The organism is Ruegeria sp. AO1 (genome assembly GCF_056535985.1).
This window is the reverse complement of sequence record NZ_JBQFJC010000001.1, coordinates 220,133-234,121: the sequence shown is the minus strand read 5'-3', so window position 1 is coordinate 234,121 and position 13,989 is coordinate 220,133. Positions and strand designations below refer to the sequence as shown.

Genomic DNA, 13,989 nt, shown 5'->3' with positions numbered 1-13,989 from the left:
TTGTGCGACGAAGCCGCATGAATTCGAACTTAAAACCAGCGGCGTTGTTCAAATTGGTGGATGCACCAACTCGCTTGAAAAATAGGCGTTTCTTCCAGAAGTGCTTACCAAAAAGGACCGAATGACTTGAAAACCCCGAATTGATCGTCAAACTTCTCGCATGAGTGAGTACTTTGACGAAATGTTCAACAGCGATGGGTCGCTCAGAGGTCCATACGAAGAGATCGGTCGTTGGTTTGATGCGGAAGATGTATCACGGCTAAGAGCTAAGCAGCGCGAGGCTGAGGAAGTCTTCAGGCTGACGGGCATAACCTTTAATGTCTACGGAAAAGCGGAAGCAGAGGAACGGTTGATACCGTTTGATATCGTGCCGCGCGTCATTTCCGCACGAGAGTGGCAGCGGCTGGAACGCGGCATCGAACAAAGGGTGCGGGCAATCAATGCCTTTCTTCACGATATCTATCACCGCCAAGAAATCGTAAGGGCCGGACGTGTACCGGCCGAGATGATCGCCGGAAACGAAGCGTTCCTGCCGCAGATGCTCGGTGTCTCGCCGCCCGGTCAGGTTTATACGCATATCGTCGGTGTTGACCTGGTGCGAACCGGACCAGATGAGTTCTTTGTGCTTGAGGACAACGCGCGCACGCCATCCGGTGTCAGCTATATGCTGGAAAACCGGGAAACGATGCTGAAGATGTTCCCCGAGCTCTTCAGCGCCACAAATGTACGAAATGTTTCCGACTACCCGCGAAATTTGAGACGGTCTCTAGCAGCCTGCGCTCCGGCTTGTGCAGAAGGAGAACCCACGGTCGCTGTTTTGACCCCCGGTATCTACAACTCAGCCTATTATGAACATGCGTTTCTTGCGGATCAGATGGCAGTGGAGTTAGTCGAAGGACACGATCTGAGGGTTGTCGATGGCCGCGTTTGTATGCGCACTACCCGGGGCTACAAGCCTATCGACGTTCTGTATCGACGGGTCGATGACGATTTCTTAGATCCGTTGAATTTCAACCCCGACAGCGCGCTGGGCGTTCCTGGCATCCTGGATGTCTACCGCGCGGGGGGCATCACTATTGCGAACGCTCCGGGCACAGGTATCGCGGATGACAAGGCAATCTACTCCTACATGCCTGAAATCGTTGAATTCTACACGGGCGAAAAACCCCTGCTTCAAAATGTACCCACCTGGCGTTGCAGCGATCCAGAGTCCCTATCCTATGTGCTGGACAACCTTTCCGACCTCGTGGTCAAGGAAGTACATGGGTCTGGCGGTTACGGTATGTTGATTGGCCCTACGGCCAGCAAGAAAGAGATTTCAGCTTTCCGTGAAAAGCTGAAGAAGAGACCCGGGAACTATATAGCTCAGCCGACTCTGTCGCTTTCAACGGTTCCAATTTTCGCGCGCTCGGGGCTCGCACCCAGGCACGTTGATCTGCGCCCCTTTGTTTTGGTGTCTCCAGATGGGGTTAATATCACGCCCGGCGGTTTGACACGCGTGGCGCTGAAGAAAGGGTCGCTCGTCGTGAACTCGAGTCAGGGCGGCGGGACCAAAGACACCTGGGTTCTGGAGGACTGACCATGCTGGGAAAAACTGCTGGCGGGTTGTTCTGGATGTCCCGTTACCTCGAACGGGCGGAAAACACGGCGAGGCTGCTTGAAACAGGTCAGAGGATGGCGTTGACCCGTTCCAAGAACTCCGCCGAAGAATGGGGCTCTGTACTGAAAACGGCGGGCGTTTTGGATGGATACCACGCCAAGTACGATGACATTTCAAAAGACAACGCTGTGGATTGGGTGTTACGCGATGCCGATAACCCATCCTCGATCAAGTCGGTCATCAAACAGGCAAGGAACAACGCACGCCTTGTTCGAACCGCACTGACTCACGATGTTTGGAGTGCGGTAAACGCAAGTTGGATGCAAATTGACGAGGCGATGAAGCGCCGTGTGAATGAGCGCGATTTACCGGCCATGCTGGAACTTATTCGCCATCAGGCCGCACTGGTCCGCGGCGCCACTTTGGGCACCATGTTGCGCAATGATATTTTCGATTTCACCCGCATCGGCACTTTTGTTGAACGGGCCGATAACACGGGGCGCATCTTGGACGTGAAGTACTACGTTCTATTGCCCACAGCGTTCTCAGTCGGCTCGTCACTGGACAACATCCAGTGGGAAAGCATCCTTCGTTCCGTCGGTGCTGGTGGCGGTTATCGGATGACCCACGGTCAGAAAACCCGACCGTCTGACATTGCCGAGTTTTTGATCTTGGATGAGCGAATGCCCCGCAGTCTTCACTTTTGTTGCAGAAAGATTCAAGAGAACCTGTCCTACCTGAAGAAAGACTATGGCTTTGCGGGGCCGTCATGCGCCGCATCAAATACCCTGTACGAGAAATATCTGGACCAGAAGATATCCGATATCTTTGAATTGGGGCTTCATGAGTACATTCAGGACTTCCTGACAGATCTCGGCAACTTAAGTCGTCAGATCGAGATTGACTACCGGTTCTATGAGTAGCCCATGAAACTGCACATTCGCCATGAGACACGATATGATTTCGACGCGCCGGTCCCCTTTGGACTGCAGCAGCTTAGGAAAACGCCAAAGTCATTTCGAAATCAAACCATCGAGAGCTGGAGCACTGAAGTCATCGGAGGGGTCAAGGAGCTGAGCTTTGAAGACTACCATCGCAACACAGTGGAATTGATCAGTTTCGAAGCAAATACCCAAAGCATTTCCTTGATATCCGAAGGCGTTGTGGCGGTGGAAGACACACATGGTGTCCTGGGACGCCACGAAGGCTCGACACCCCTATGGCTTTTCAATCGGAGCACGCCTCAGACAACGCCAGGAAAAGGGGTTGCTGATGTGATCGGTGCGCTGCCCGAAGGCGAACCGCTTAAGCAGATGCACGCCTTGTCCGAAATTATTCGATCTCGGGTCAGCTACGAAGTTGGAAGTTCGCACCCAGGCTGGAGCGCTGAAGACGCCCTCGCAGCTGGGTGCGGCGTGTGCCAGGATCATGCGCATATCTTCATTACCTGCGCTCGACAGATCGGACTGCCTGCGCGCTATGTTTCGGGTTACCTGATGATGAACGAAACGGAGCTGCAAGACGCGACCCATGCATGGGCCGAAGTGCATTTGGACGGGCTCGGATGGGTTGGATTTGACGTTTCCAACGGGATTTCGCCTGATCACCGCTATGTACGCGTCGCAACCGGTCTGGACTATGCCCAAGCTGCGCCGGTAATAGGGAACAGAATTGGGACAGCGGGCGAGCAATTGACAGTACAGTTGCAAGTCGCACAGCAGTAACGGAGAACTTAATGACCTATGCTGTGGGCATGCGGCTGAACCGCGGACTGGTGTTCATGTCCGATACGCGCACGAATGCTGGCGTCGACAATATTTCGACTTTTAACAAGATGTTCAACTGGACGGTGGAAGGTGAGCGGTCGATCACTCTGTTGACCGCAGGCAATCTGGCGACCACTCAGGCCACAGTAAGCCTGCTTGAGGAGCGCACTAAGGCCCCGGAAGATCGTTCTCCCTCGATCCTGGAAGCGCCGACAATGTTTCAGGTCGCGCAACTGGTCGCGGCTACGCTGAACGATGTCATCGAAGAGCACGCCCGCTCTGGGCAACAAGCTGACAGCGCCTTTCACGCGACACTTATTCTGGGTGGGCAGATTAAGGGTGGGCCGTCTCGATTGTTCCTGATCTACCCCGAAGGCAACTTTATCGAGGCAGGCGACGACACCCCATTCTTTCAGATCGGAGAGACAAAATACGGCCGCCCAATTCTGGTGCGTGCCTACGATCCCGAAATGAGCTTTCCAGAGACCGTGAAACTCTTGCTCGTCAGTTTCGACTCCACGATCAAGGCGAACTTGTCTGTTGGGGCACCATTGGATCTACTGCTTTACGATGAAGATAGCCTTGATGCTGGCACGAGGTCCAGGTTTGAGAGTGATGATCAGTACTTTCGAACGATATCGGAAGGCTGGGGCGACGCCTTGAAGTCTGCCTTGTCGAAACTTCCAGAATACAAGGCGATGTGAGAGCGAAATAGTTGAATCTCCGCTTGTGGTCGGGACGCAAAGCCAATAGATGACGGTGGCCGCCAGTGCTATGGCTTAGAGGCGGACCTTTGGGCACGTATCGTATTGGTTTGGCACTCGCCGCCAGTCTTTTCAGCCTTCCGAACATGATCTCGATCCGATTGCGACGTTTGTAGCGACGCTTGTCGTACTTCACTGCTTTCTTCCGCTGCTTCCGGCCTGGGATGCACGCGCGTATCGCGCCAGCGCAAACCATCGCGACTAATGAAGACTATCCCGCTCAACACTGCCGGTCATCGACGCGGGGTATGCCGTGAGACTTAGGAAGGGAGGGCTGAAGACGAGCCATCTGGGCGTCGGTCAGCCAAAACAGATCAGACCTACGTGCCGCTCGTTTTTCGAACCGTGAACCACGCAAAAATCAATGGGGCAAGAACCTAGCTCATACCACTTTGGCAGGAGGAGAGGTATTCAATTTAACGTTTCCCCAGTTTGACCGACGCTCAGCGTTCCACCTTTGGCCACCTCAACATAGACACCCATGTCCATATGACCCATCAACTTCCGAATTAGATAGGGTATCTTCAAGTCCCGCTCGGCCGTATCCGGGTTCACCTCGGTGGCTGCACACCTTGTCGTACGTGAGAGTATCTTTAACTCGACATCGCCGAATCTAAGAACTGATCCAACTGCGTCGAGCTCAGAAAACGGGGGTAAGCCTTCTATCTCAATATTCGCCCGGAAGCGTGCTGGGTGGATTTCCGCGTTCAGTTGTTCACCCAATTTTTCCACCGACGTCAGATTCAAAACGGATATCGCGTTCATCATTTTAGGTGACACGACAGACACATCTGTAAACCGATGCGGAGCAGACGAAACGAAATTTGGCGGTTCGGGATCTTTTAAGTCGATCTCTGAAGACAGGAAACCTGCCGCATTCATCCGATCTTCTAGTGCTTGCATATTAAAGCTGTGTGTTTTGCCGCTTGCTTTGATCTTTAGAGTTTGGGTCTCAATATCAAAATTCGTCTTAACACCTGCCAGTGCGGCCTCTTTCAACAGAACAACAAAGCGATCTTTCGGCAGTGGCTGAGGGTTCTGCGCATCGAAACCGGAGTTGTAGCGCGCGAATCCGAACAAACGATCACCAGGAATCCCCTCTCCTGCTCGCAGCTTTACGGTTTGCATGGGCTCGGCACTCAAACCTTTAATTGGGTACCGGTTCAATCTGACGATAGAGAGCATGTTCATACGTCTGCACCTGTCCAAACGAGTTTTACACGATCCTGCGTGGTCCGTGCTGTTTGACGCTATCTCCAATTCTCCAAGGTATCGACCAAATAATCTGTGAGTGTCTCAAAAGCGTGTTCGCTTAACCTGCTGGACACATCATTGCAGCGGTACGGGATGTACCATTTTGGATCAACAGGGCCTCAAAAATCCTAGCTGTCAAAAATACATGCGCATCAACGAAAACAAGTAAATTAAATAAAATCAATAACTAAAAAGCGATGTCGACGACCTTCTTTGACTATTTGAGGTACGAACCTCAAAAATTTCTGGACTTGAGGTGCGTACCTCAAATAGCCTTGGAAGTATGCCGCGATTCGCACATCCTCGATTGACGGCGCAAAAAGGGAGGAATGGATGACTTACACAAAACTGGCCTCGGCCAGCGCAATAGTCCTTGCCGCTACTACTCTTTCCACCAAGGCAAATGCTGAAGATCTGACGCTTTGTTGGGCTGCATGGGACCCGGCCAACGCGCTCGTTGAGCTATCGAAAGAATTCGAAGCAGAATCCGGCCATACGATGAACTTCGAGTTTGTTCCCTGGCCGAATTTCGCGGACCGGATGCTGAACGAGCTGAACTCTGGCGGTAAGCTCTGCGACCTGCTGATTGGTGACAGCCAATGGATCGGTGGTGGCGCTGAGAATGGTCATTATGTCCAGCTGAACGAGTTCTTCGATGCTGAAGGCATCAGCATGGACGATTTCGCACCGGCCACTGTCTACGCGTACTCGACCTGGCCAAAGGGTACACCAAACTACTACGCGCTGCCTGCGATGGGCGATGCAAACGGCTGGTTCTATCGCAAGGACTGGTTCGAGAACCCCGACATCCAAGCCGCATACAAAGAGGCGACGGGTCAGGACCTGCGTGAGCCTCAGTCTCAGAAAGAGTTGCTGCAGATCGCTCAGTTCTTCCAGGGTCGTGAGATTGACGGCAAGACCGTCTATGGTGCAGCAATCTTTACCGAGCGTGGCTCAGAAGGGATCACCATGGGTGTGACCGGAGCGCTGTATCCTTGGGGTTTCAAATACGAAAACACCCCGGGCTCATATGACATGGAAGGCGCTGTAAACTCACCCGAAGCGGTTGAAGCTCTGGAGTTCTATAAGGAATTCTACGAAACGGCGACGCCTCCGGGATATACCAACTCCTACATGGGTGAGAGCTTGGACGCCTTTAAGTCCGGTCAGGTCGCCATGGCCATGAACTGGTTTGCGTTCTTCCCAGGTCTCTATGCCGACCCCAATACCGGCGGTGACAAGATCGACTTCTTCGTGAACCCACCACAAAATCAGGCAGGTTCGACACTGGGTGGACAAGGTATCTCGGTTGTCAGTTACTCTGACAAACAGGATGCCGCACTTGAGTACATCAAGTGGTTCGCGCAACCAGAAGTGCAGGCCAAATGGTGGGAGCTAGGCGGCTACTCCGCACATAACTCCGTGCTGGAAGATCCTGGTTTCGTAGACAGCCAACCGTTTGCTGGTGACTTCCTGGAAGCAATGGGCGGTGTGCAGGATTTCTGGCAAGAGCCTGCTTACGCGGAACTTCTGCTGGCAATGCAGAAACGCATCCACGACTACGTGGTTGCTGACCAAGGTACAGCTCAGGAAGCGTTGGATCTTCTGATCGAAGATTGGACGGAAGTCTTCGAAGACGAAGGCAAGCTGTAATTCGGACACAGGCCGGAGCGGGTGCAATCCCGCTCCACCTTCACCCGTGAGTCCTAAACCAACAAGAACTGGCAAAGAGATGTCTGACAGGACCGTAGATCGCGTTGCGCAGGCAACGCCCGAGCGAGTTGCGCGAAAAATCCGGGGATTATCCGACCGCGCGATCGCCTGGATATTCATCTCCCCAACGATTTTTCTATTGCTGGCGATCAACATCTTTCCGTTGATCTGGACCATCCAACTAAGCTTTACCAACTACAAAGCCAACCGGATCGGGCGTGAAGTCAAAGATGTCGGGCTCAGGAATTACGAACGTATCCTGACGGACTCGGACACCTGGCTGAACATGCAGGCGACGGCGCATTTCCTGTTCTGGACGATCTTTTTCCAGGTCCTGATCGGGTTCACACTAGCGTGGTTGATCAACAAGAAATTCAAGGGCAACGATCTTTGGACCACGATTATCGTGTTGCCGATGATGCTGTCTCCGGCGGTTGTCGGTAACTTCTGGAAGTTCCTGTATCAACCTCAGATCGGCCTTTTTAACTACATCGTATCCTGGTTTACCGGCAAGGACCCATCGAGCTTTGAAATGCTGGGATCCGTGACGTTGGCCCCTTGGGCGATCGTGATTGTCGACACGTGGATGTGGACCCCCTTCGTGATGCTGATCTGCCTGGCCGGTCTGCGCAGCATTCCCGACTATATATACGAGGCGGCTGAGATCGATAGGGCCAGCAAGCTGCGACAGTTCTTTACGATTACCATCCCGATGGTTTTGCCGTTCCTCATGCTCGCTGTGCTGTTTAGAGGCATCGAGAACTTCAAGATGTTCGACCTGGTGGTTCAGCTCACCGGTGGTGGGCCGGGGTCTGTTACGGAACTCACTTCGATCAACCTGAAACGCGAAGCCTTTGAGAAATGGCGTACGGGCTATGCGTCAGCCTATGCGATCATCCTTTTCGTCACCGTGTTCGGCCTTGCGTCGATCTACGTCAAAGCCCTGAACAAGGTGAAACAGAGATGAGCAGTTTTTCCGTCACTGAACCCTCGAACCGGTCCAAATGGATTGCAGGCTTCCTAGTCATCACTTATGCGCTGATCACGATGATCCCGCTGGTATGGATCTTGTTGACCGGTTTCAAATCGCCAGCCGACGCGATCAGCTATCCGCCTAAAGTGGTCTTTGACCCAACGCTTGAAGGCTACGTCAACCTCTTCACCACACGCACACGGCAAACGCAGGAGTTTCTGGAAGCGAACCCACCGCAGAATTGGGCCGATGAGATTGTCCGCCAGTACGACATGGTGATAGTCGGGCCGTCCAAGTTCGGCGAGCGCTTTATGAATTCGGTGATCATCGGATTTGGCTCAACCTTCCTGAGTATCTTCCTTGGTACGCTGGCCGCCTATGCGTTCAGCCGATTTAAAGTACCACTCAAGGACGATCTTCTGTTCTTCATCCTTAGTACAAGGATGATGCCACCGGTTGCTGTCGCCATCCCAATCTTCCTGATGTTCAGGAACCTTGGTTTGAGCGACACGCATCTGGGAATGATCCTGCTCTATACAGGGGTAAATATCTCCTTGGCGGTCTGGTTGTTGAAAGGGTTCATCGACGAAATCCCTAGAGAGTACGAAGAAGCCGCCCTCATAGATGGCTACACGAGGTTTCAGGCCTTCTACAAAGTGGTGCTGCCGCAAGCCGCGACCGGTATCGCCTCAACCGCGATCTTCTGCCTGATCTTCGCTTGGAATGAGTACGCGTTTGCCGTGCTGCTGACATCCGCGAATGCGCAGACTGCGCCACCGTTTATCCCGACCATTATCGGTATTGGCGGCCTGGACTGGCCTGCTGTGGCGGCAGGTGCCACGATCTTCCTCATCCCCGTCATGATTTTCACCATCCTGATGCGCAAACATTTGCTGCGTGGGATCACATTCGGAGCCGTACGCAAATGAACGAGTTTCTGACCGGATTGCTACGGCTCCGCCGCGGCCCATGGGAGATGGTCGCAACCATCCTAATCGCACTGGGTGTCTTCATGCTGATGCAACCCTTTGTCCTTTGGGCCTTCACCTACTCTTTCATCGTCACGCTGATCGGAACCGTAATGTTCATCATCGTCAGCCATTTCCCGGAGTAGAAATGGCCCAGATCGTAGTCAAAAACGTAAAAAAGATGTTCGGCGATTTCACGGCTGTCCGCGAAAGCTCGTTCACGATTGAGGACGGCGAGTTTTTCATGTTGCTGGGCCCGTCCGGTTGCGGAAAAACCACGACCCTGCGGATGATTGCGGGGTTGGAGCTTCCAACTTCGGGCGAAATCTATCTGGACGGCGAAGAGATCAGCCAGCGCCCGCCGTCAGAGCGGGACATTGCCTTCGTGTTCCAGATGTTCGCGCTGTATCCCCACATGAACGTACGCAAGAATATCAGCTATCCCCTGATATCGCAGGGTATGCCCCGCGCCGCCGTAAAGGCCAAAGTCGAGGAAGTCGCAAGCATTCTGGGGATCAACGACATCCTCGATAGCCCGGTAGGTGGGTTGTCAGGCGGTGACAGGCAGCGCGTGGCGCTGGGTCGCGCGATTGTCCGGGAGCCCAAGGCGTTCATGATGGACGAACCTCTTGGTGCCTTGGATGCCGAGTTTCGTGAACATATGGCCGAAGAACTACGCGCACTTCATGATCGCATGGGCGCAACCACTGTGTACGTCACGCATGATCAGCTGGAGGCCATGCAAATGGGCGACAAGATCGTGGTGATGAATAATGCTGTGATTGAGCAATTCGGCACGCCGCAGGAAATCTACGACAAACCAGCTACGATGTTCGTTGCGGACTTTATCGGGTCTCCTTCGATGAACTTCCTGCCGTTTCAAGGAAAGGTCGCGCCTGGCTCGGAAATGGTTCGATTGAATGGCCATGACGAAGCCGTGCCCAAACTGATGGAAGGGGCAGAAGGTGACTTGGTTTTCGGCGTACGCCCCGAGCATGTTTTTCTGTCAGACGACAGCTCCTACCGGGCCAAGGTCCTGGCGGCAGAATATTTGGGAACCACCCAGATCGTGACGCTGCAAAGCCCGAACGGAGAGCTGAAAGCCCGCATTGATGCACGCGAATCCGTTAATCCCGGCGAGACAGTGGGATTGGAGTTCCGCTCCCCCGCAGTAACCCTGTTTGAAAAGTCTACTGGGCGCGCGTTGAGGTCCGCTCTGAACGACGAGGTACTAAGCAATGGCTGAAGTCGTGTTGGAGAATATCTCGAAGTCATTCGGCAACGTCAAAGCGGTAGATGATATCTCAATGGCAATCCCCAACGGAGCCTTTGTGGTTTTGTTAGGCCCGACTGGTGCGGGAAAAACTACGACGCTGAGATTGATATCCGGGCTTGAGAAACTGGATTCAGGAACGGTGCGCATTGCCGGGCGTGACGTTGGAATAGATACACCCGCCCAGCGCGATGTGGCGATGGTCTTCCAGCAATACTCGCTGTACCCGCATATGACGGTGCGTGAGAACCTGTCCTTCCCTCTGCGGTCGCCGATCCTGAAGACGCCAGAGGATCAGATCACGAGGAAGGTCAACGAAGTCTCGGAGATCCTGCAGATTCCGCACAAACTGGACAACAAAGCCACCGAACTGTCAGGCGGTGAAATGCAGCGTGTGTCGATCGGACGGGCACTGGTGCGCGATCCACAGATCTTCCTGATGGACGAACCGCTCAGCTCTTTGGATGCCAAGCTACGGGCGGATTTGCGGGTCGAGTTGAAAAGGATTCAGGCCGATCTTGGGTCAACCTTACTGTATGTGACCCACGACCAAGTCGAAGCCATGACAATGGCGACGCATATTGGCGTTTTGGAAAATGGTAGGCTGGTTCAATACGGAACACCGCGGGATATCTATGAAAATCCGGGAAGTGTTTACGTAGCCAGCCGGTTGGGTCTGCCGCGGATCAACATCCTGCCGTCCGAGTTGTTCGGAGGCGATCACAAAGGTCCGCAGATCGGCCTGCGTCCGGAAAACATCATCGAAGGCGAAGGCAGCGAGGCGCGTGTGATACGCGCAGAACATCTAGGCGATCAAACACGGCTGCACCTAGACCTGAATGGTCACCCGGTTGTGACACTGATTGATGTCCATCAGGACTACCCATCTGGAAAGATTATAAAAATCCGTCCCAATAACCCGTTGTATTTTGACGCGTCCGGCGCGCGCGTGAATTAAGGAGCAAAAGCATGGCCCAGTTCCTCAACACAAAAGAAACTCTGGTGACAGAGGCGATAGACGGCCTTCTGGCCTCTTCTGGCGGTCAGCTCGCCCGGCTGGACGGCTATCCGCATATCAAGGTTGTTTACCGGTCGGATTGGGACAAGTCGAAAGTCGCCCTGGTATCCGGAGGAGGGTCTGGTCACGAACCCGCCCATGCCGGTTTCGTTGGCGCCGGTATGTTGACAGCCGCGGTCTGCGGTGAAGTGTTCGCCTCGCCCTCAGTCGAGGCGGTTCTAGCGGGCATTCTTGCTGTCACGGGTGAGGCTGGATGCTTGCTAATTGTCAAGAATTACACCGGTGATCGGCTGAATTTTGGACTGGCGGCTGAACGCGCTCGTGCATTGGGTCGCAAGGTTGAAATGGTCGTCGTCGACGATGACATCGCCCTGCCCGATCTTCCGCAACCACGTGGCGTGGCGGGTACGTTGTTCGTCCACAAAATCGCCGGAGCGCTTGCTGAAAACGGTGCCGATTTGGACACCGTCACCGCCGCCGCAAGAAACACCATAGCAAAGGTTGTCAGCATCGGTATGAGCTTAGACACCTGTACGGTTCCGGGATCTCCGAAAGAAGACAGGATCGCACCCGGGAAAGCAGAGCTCGGCTTGGGTATCCATGGTGAACCCGGCGTACAGCAAGTCGAGTTCTCAAATGCTGTTTCGGCTATGTCCACAGTCGTAGAAAAGCTGAAGCAAAGGGTTGGGTCCGGGGATTGCGTGGCGTTGGTCAACAACCTGGGTTCTACAACTCCGCTGGAAATGGCCGTCCTCACGCATGCGTTGTCCGAAACTGGTATTGCCCACCATATCATTGGCCCTGCACCCATGATGACGTCGCTGGATATGCACGGGTTTTCGGTTTCCATTCTGCCCGTAGATCAAGGCGATTTGTCAGCGCTTGAAGCACCCGTTGATCTAGCTGCATGGCCCGGGGTCAATTCCATCGACCCGATCAAAGTAGCACCATTGCCTGATGGCCTGACCCCAATCGATCCAATTCCTTCGAACAATCCCGCAACAAAGGAAACGATCACCCGGTTGTCCGACCTCCTCATCAACGCCGAGAAAACACTGAACGAGCTGGACGCAAAATCCGGGGATGGTGATACAGGAAGCACATTGGCGACCGCCGCTCGGGCGTTACAGGGCAGCCTCGACCGGATGCCGCTGGCTGATCTGACACAGCTGTTTCCGGCGTTGGGCAACGAACTGAGCCAGACAATGGGTGGGTCGTCCGGTGTGATTCTTGCGATCTTTTTCAACGCAGCCGGGGATGCCTGTGCAAGCGGAGCCTCCGTGCCTAAATCCCTTGTCGAGGGCCTGAACCGCGTCAGCCAGGTCGGGGGTGCCAAGGTCGGTGACAGGACAATGATTGACGCCTTGGCACCGGCACTTGCCGCATTGCCGTCTGGTCTGACGCACGCGGCCGAGGCTGCCCGCGAAGGCGCGAACAACACCGCGAATATTCGTCGTGCGAAGGCGGGCCGGGCAGCTTATGTTCCCGAAGAAAACCTAGTTGGACATAACGATCCCGGTGCTGAGGCGGTTGCTTTGTTGTTTGAAGGCTTGGCGCGGGAGATTGAGGGCTGAAGAACACGTGGAAGACCAAAAACAAAAACTAGAATTGGTGAAAAAGCCAACCGTCAATGACATCGCGCGCGTTGCAGGTGTCAGCCTAGCGACTGTTGACCGCGTCTTGAACAGACGCCCCGGCGTGCGGGCCGTAACTGTACAGAAAGTGCAAAAGGCAATTGATGAGCTGGGCTATGTGCGCGACACGGCCGCGGCCAACCTTGCGCGAAACCGAGTTTACAACTTCCTCTTTGTTCTGCCGGACACTGACAACGAGTTTGTGGAGGCAATCAGCAGTCAGATCGCAGAACAATCCCGTGACCAGTTTATCGAGCGGACGCGCATTGCGATTAAGAAGGTCGCTCCGTTCGAGCCGCAAGATATCGTCAATATTCTGGATGCTGTAGACAGTTTGGATGTAGACGGAGTCGCAGTTTTCGGCCCCGAAACGCCTTCTGTTCGCGATGCTGTCAAAAGGCTCAGGGACAAAGGCGTTCCGGTGGTTGCCTTGGTATCTGACTTGCCCAGTTCCGAGCGAGACCACTTTGTGGGAATCGATAACGTTTCGGCAGGACGAACCGCCGCTCAGCTGATGGGGCGATTTGTGCATCGTGACGGCAAGGTCTTGGTTCTTACAGGATCCCGTTTGGCACGTGACCACCTAGAGCGTCGCCAAGGCTTTGATATTGTTGTGGCTGAGGAGTTTCCGCACCTCCAAGTCGTGGCGTCTGTCGAAGGCCGCGATGACCCGGATCTGATTTACAAGATGATGCCCGAAATCTTTGAAACCTATCCGGACCTGGTCGGAATATACTCGTCAGCAGCGGGCAATGCGGGCCTGATACAATTTCTTTCAGAGAACAGGTTCAGCAAAGATCTGGTGATCATAGCGCATGAGCTCACTCCGCTCAGTCGTGAGGCGCTTAGGCTTGGCACATTTGACGCCTTAATCTCGCAAGACACCGGGCATATTGTTCGTTCTGCCGTCCGTCTATTGCGCGCAACTAAAGACAAGGTTCCATTCAACAAGGCGCAGGAACGCATCCGTATCGACATCTATCTGAAGGAAAATTTACCGCCATAGAGGCTTAGGTTTTGGGGAGG

13 protein-coding genes and 2 pseudogenes are annotated in these 13,989 nt (G+C 54.0%); 12 read left to right on the top strand and 3 right to left on the bottom strand.

Features of this window, described 5'->3' with window-relative positions:
• Positions 1–181: 181 nt before the first annotated feature.
• From ACR3FB_RS01230 to ACR3FB_RS01215, 4 genes are read left to right on the top strand one after another with little or no spacing between them, the layout of a single operon-like run.
• The gene (locus tag ACR3FB_RS01230; RefSeq protein ID WP_480563479.1) at positions 182–1,579 is read left to right on the top strand and encodes a circularly permuted type 2 ATP-grasp protein; all 1,398 of its coding nucleotides are present in this window, start codon (positions 182–184) and stop codon (positions 1,577–1,579) included.
• 2 nt (positions 1,580–1,581) lie between these two features.
• Positions 1,582–2,523 carry an alpha-E domain-containing protein gene (locus ACR3FB_RS01225; RefSeq protein ID WP_480563476.1) on the top strand — a complete coding sequence of 314 codons (942 nt, stop codon included), beginning with the start codon at positions 1,582–1,584 and terminating at the stop codon, positions 2,521–2,523.
• A gap of 3 nt (positions 2,524–2,526) precedes the next feature.
• A complete protein-coding gene (locus ACR3FB_RS01220) occupies positions 2,527–3,324 on the top strand; it encodes a transglutaminase family protein (protein ID WP_480563474.1) in 798 nt (265 codons plus the stop codon).
• Between the two features lie 11 nt (positions 3,325–3,335).
• Complete coding sequence (locus ACR3FB_RS01215; protein ID WP_425083687.1) at positions 3,336–4,070, top strand: proteasome-type protease; 735 nt, start codon at positions 3,336–3,338, stop codon at positions 4,068–4,070.
• Between the two features lie 75 nt (positions 4,071–4,145).
• Here ACR3FB_RS01215 and ACR3FB_RS01210 read toward each other — a convergent pair.
• The 3 genes and pseudogenes from ACR3FB_RS01210 to ACR3FB_RS01200 all read right to left on the bottom strand — a co-directional run.
• Positions 4,146–4,308 (bottom strand): annotated as a pseudogene (locus ACR3FB_RS01210) (IS5/IS1182 family transposase); the annotation flags it as partial.
• A pseudogene (locus ACR3FB_RS01205) lies at positions 4,307–4,419 on the bottom strand (IS5/IS1182 family transposase); the annotation flags it as partial. The pseudogenes ACR3FB_RS01210 and ACR3FB_RS01205, both read right to left, overlap by 2 nt.
• A 122-nt stretch (positions 4,420–4,541) precedes the next feature.
• On the bottom strand, positions 4,542–5,321 hold the full coding sequence (locus ACR3FB_RS01200; RefSeq protein WP_480563472.1) for an MOSC domain-containing protein: 780 nt from the start codon (positions 5,319–5,321) through the stop codon (positions 4,542–4,544).
• A gap of 396 nt (positions 5,322–5,717) precedes the next feature.
• On the opposite strand from ACR3FB_RS01200, the gene ACR3FB_RS01195 reads away from it, so the two are divergent.
• From ACR3FB_RS01195 to ACR3FB_RS01160, 8 genes are all read left to right on the top strand, one after another.
• On the top strand, positions 5,718–7,037 hold the full coding sequence (locus tag ACR3FB_RS01195) for an ABC transporter substrate-binding protein (RefSeq protein WP_170375848.1): 1,320 nt from the start codon (positions 5,718–5,720) through the stop codon (positions 7,035–7,037).
• 79 nt (positions 7,038–7,116) lie between these two features.
• Positions 7,117–8,064 (top strand): carbohydrate ABC transporter permease, encoded by a 948-nt coding sequence (locus tag ACR3FB_RS01190; RefSeq protein WP_170332156.1) that lies wholly within the window; start codon positions 7,117–7,119, stop codon positions 8,062–8,064.
• Positions 8,061–8,999, top strand: coding sequence for a carbohydrate ABC transporter permease (locus tag ACR3FB_RS01185; protein ID WP_010442361.1), 939 nt, complete (start codon positions 8,061–8,063; stop codon positions 8,997–8,999). Before ACR3FB_RS01190 ends, ACR3FB_RS01185 begins: the two co-directional genes overlap by 4 nt.
• Positions 8,996–9,184, top strand: coding sequence for a hypothetical protein (locus tag ACR3FB_RS01180; protein ID WP_480563470.1), 189 nt, complete (start codon positions 8,996–8,998; stop codon positions 9,182–9,184). The genes ACR3FB_RS01185 and ACR3FB_RS01180 overlap by 4 nt, the downstream gene beginning before the upstream one ends.
• A 2-nt stretch (positions 9,185–9,186) precedes the next feature.
• Entirely contained in the window at positions 9,187–10,284 is a 1,098-nt protein-coding gene (locus ACR3FB_RS01175) for an ABC transporter ATP-binding protein (RefSeq protein ID WP_480563468.1), read from the top strand.
• Positions 10,277–11,269, top strand: a complete 993-nt coding sequence (locus tag ACR3FB_RS01170; RefSeq protein WP_480563466.1) for an ABC transporter ATP-binding protein — start codon at positions 10,277–10,279, stop codon at positions 11,267–11,269. Before ACR3FB_RS01175 ends, ACR3FB_RS01170 begins: the two co-directional genes overlap by 8 nt.
• Positions 11,270–11,280: 11 nt before the next feature.
• Positions 11,281–12,903: a dihydroxyacetone kinase subunit DhaK gene (locus ACR3FB_RS01165; protein WP_480563464.1), complete on the top strand. Its 1,623-nt coding sequence runs from the start codon at positions 11,281–11,283 to the stop codon at positions 12,901–12,903.
• A 7-nt stretch (positions 12,904–12,910) separates the two neighbouring features.
• Positions 12,911–13,969 carry a LacI family DNA-binding transcriptional regulator gene (locus ACR3FB_RS01160; protein ID WP_480563462.1) on the top strand — a complete coding sequence of 353 codons (1,059 nt, stop codon included), beginning with the start codon at positions 12,911–12,913 and terminating at the stop codon, positions 13,967–13,969.
• Positions 13,970–13,989: the final 20 nt, after the last annotated feature.

Excerpts from the sequence above, each read along its gene's own strand:
- ACR3FB_RS01230 (WP_480563479.1), top strand. The coding sequence starts at position 182 with ATGTTCAACAGCGATGGGTCGCTCAGAGGTCCATACGAAGAGATCGGT.
- ACR3FB_RS01225 (WP_480563476.1), top strand. The coding sequence starts at position 1,582 with ATGCTGGGAAAAACTGCTGGCGGGTTGTTCTGGATGTCCCGTTACCTC.
- ACR3FB_RS01220 (WP_480563474.1), top strand. The coding sequence starts at position 2,527 with ATGAAACTGCACATTCGCCATGAGACACGATATGATTTCGACGCGCCG.
- ACR3FB_RS01215 (WP_425083687.1), top strand. The coding sequence starts at position 3,336 with ATGACCTATGCTGTGGGCATGCGGCTGAACCGCGGACTGGTGTTCATG.
- ACR3FB_RS01200 (WP_480563472.1), bottom strand. The coding sequence starts at position 5,321 with ATGAACATGCTCTCTATCGTCAGATTGAACCGGTACCCAATTAAAGGT.
- ACR3FB_RS01195 (WP_170375848.1), top strand. The coding sequence starts at position 5,718 with ATGACTTACACAAAACTGGCCTCGGCCAGCGCAATAGTCCTTGCCGCT.
- ACR3FB_RS01190 (WP_170332156.1), top strand. The coding sequence starts at position 7,117 with ATGTCTGACAGGACCGTAGATCGCGTTGCGCAGGCAACGCCCGAGCGA.
- ACR3FB_RS01185 (WP_010442361.1), top strand. The coding sequence starts at position 8,061 with ATGAGCAGTTTTTCCGTCACTGAACCCTCGAACCGGTCCAAATGGATT.
- ACR3FB_RS01180 (WP_480563470.1), top strand. The coding sequence starts at position 8,996 with ATGAACGAGTTTCTGACCGGATTGCTACGGCTCCGCCGCGGCCCATGG.
- ACR3FB_RS01175 (WP_480563468.1), top strand. The coding sequence starts at position 9,187 with ATGGCCCAGATCGTAGTCAAAAACGTAAAAAAGATGTTCGGCGATTTC.
- ACR3FB_RS01170 (WP_480563466.1), top strand. The coding sequence starts at position 10,277 with ATGGCTGAAGTCGTGTTGGAGAATATCTCGAAGTCATTCGGCAACGTC.
- ACR3FB_RS01165 (WP_480563464.1), top strand. The coding sequence starts at position 11,281 with ATGGCCCAGTTCCTCAACACAAAAGAAACTCTGGTGACAGAGGCGATA.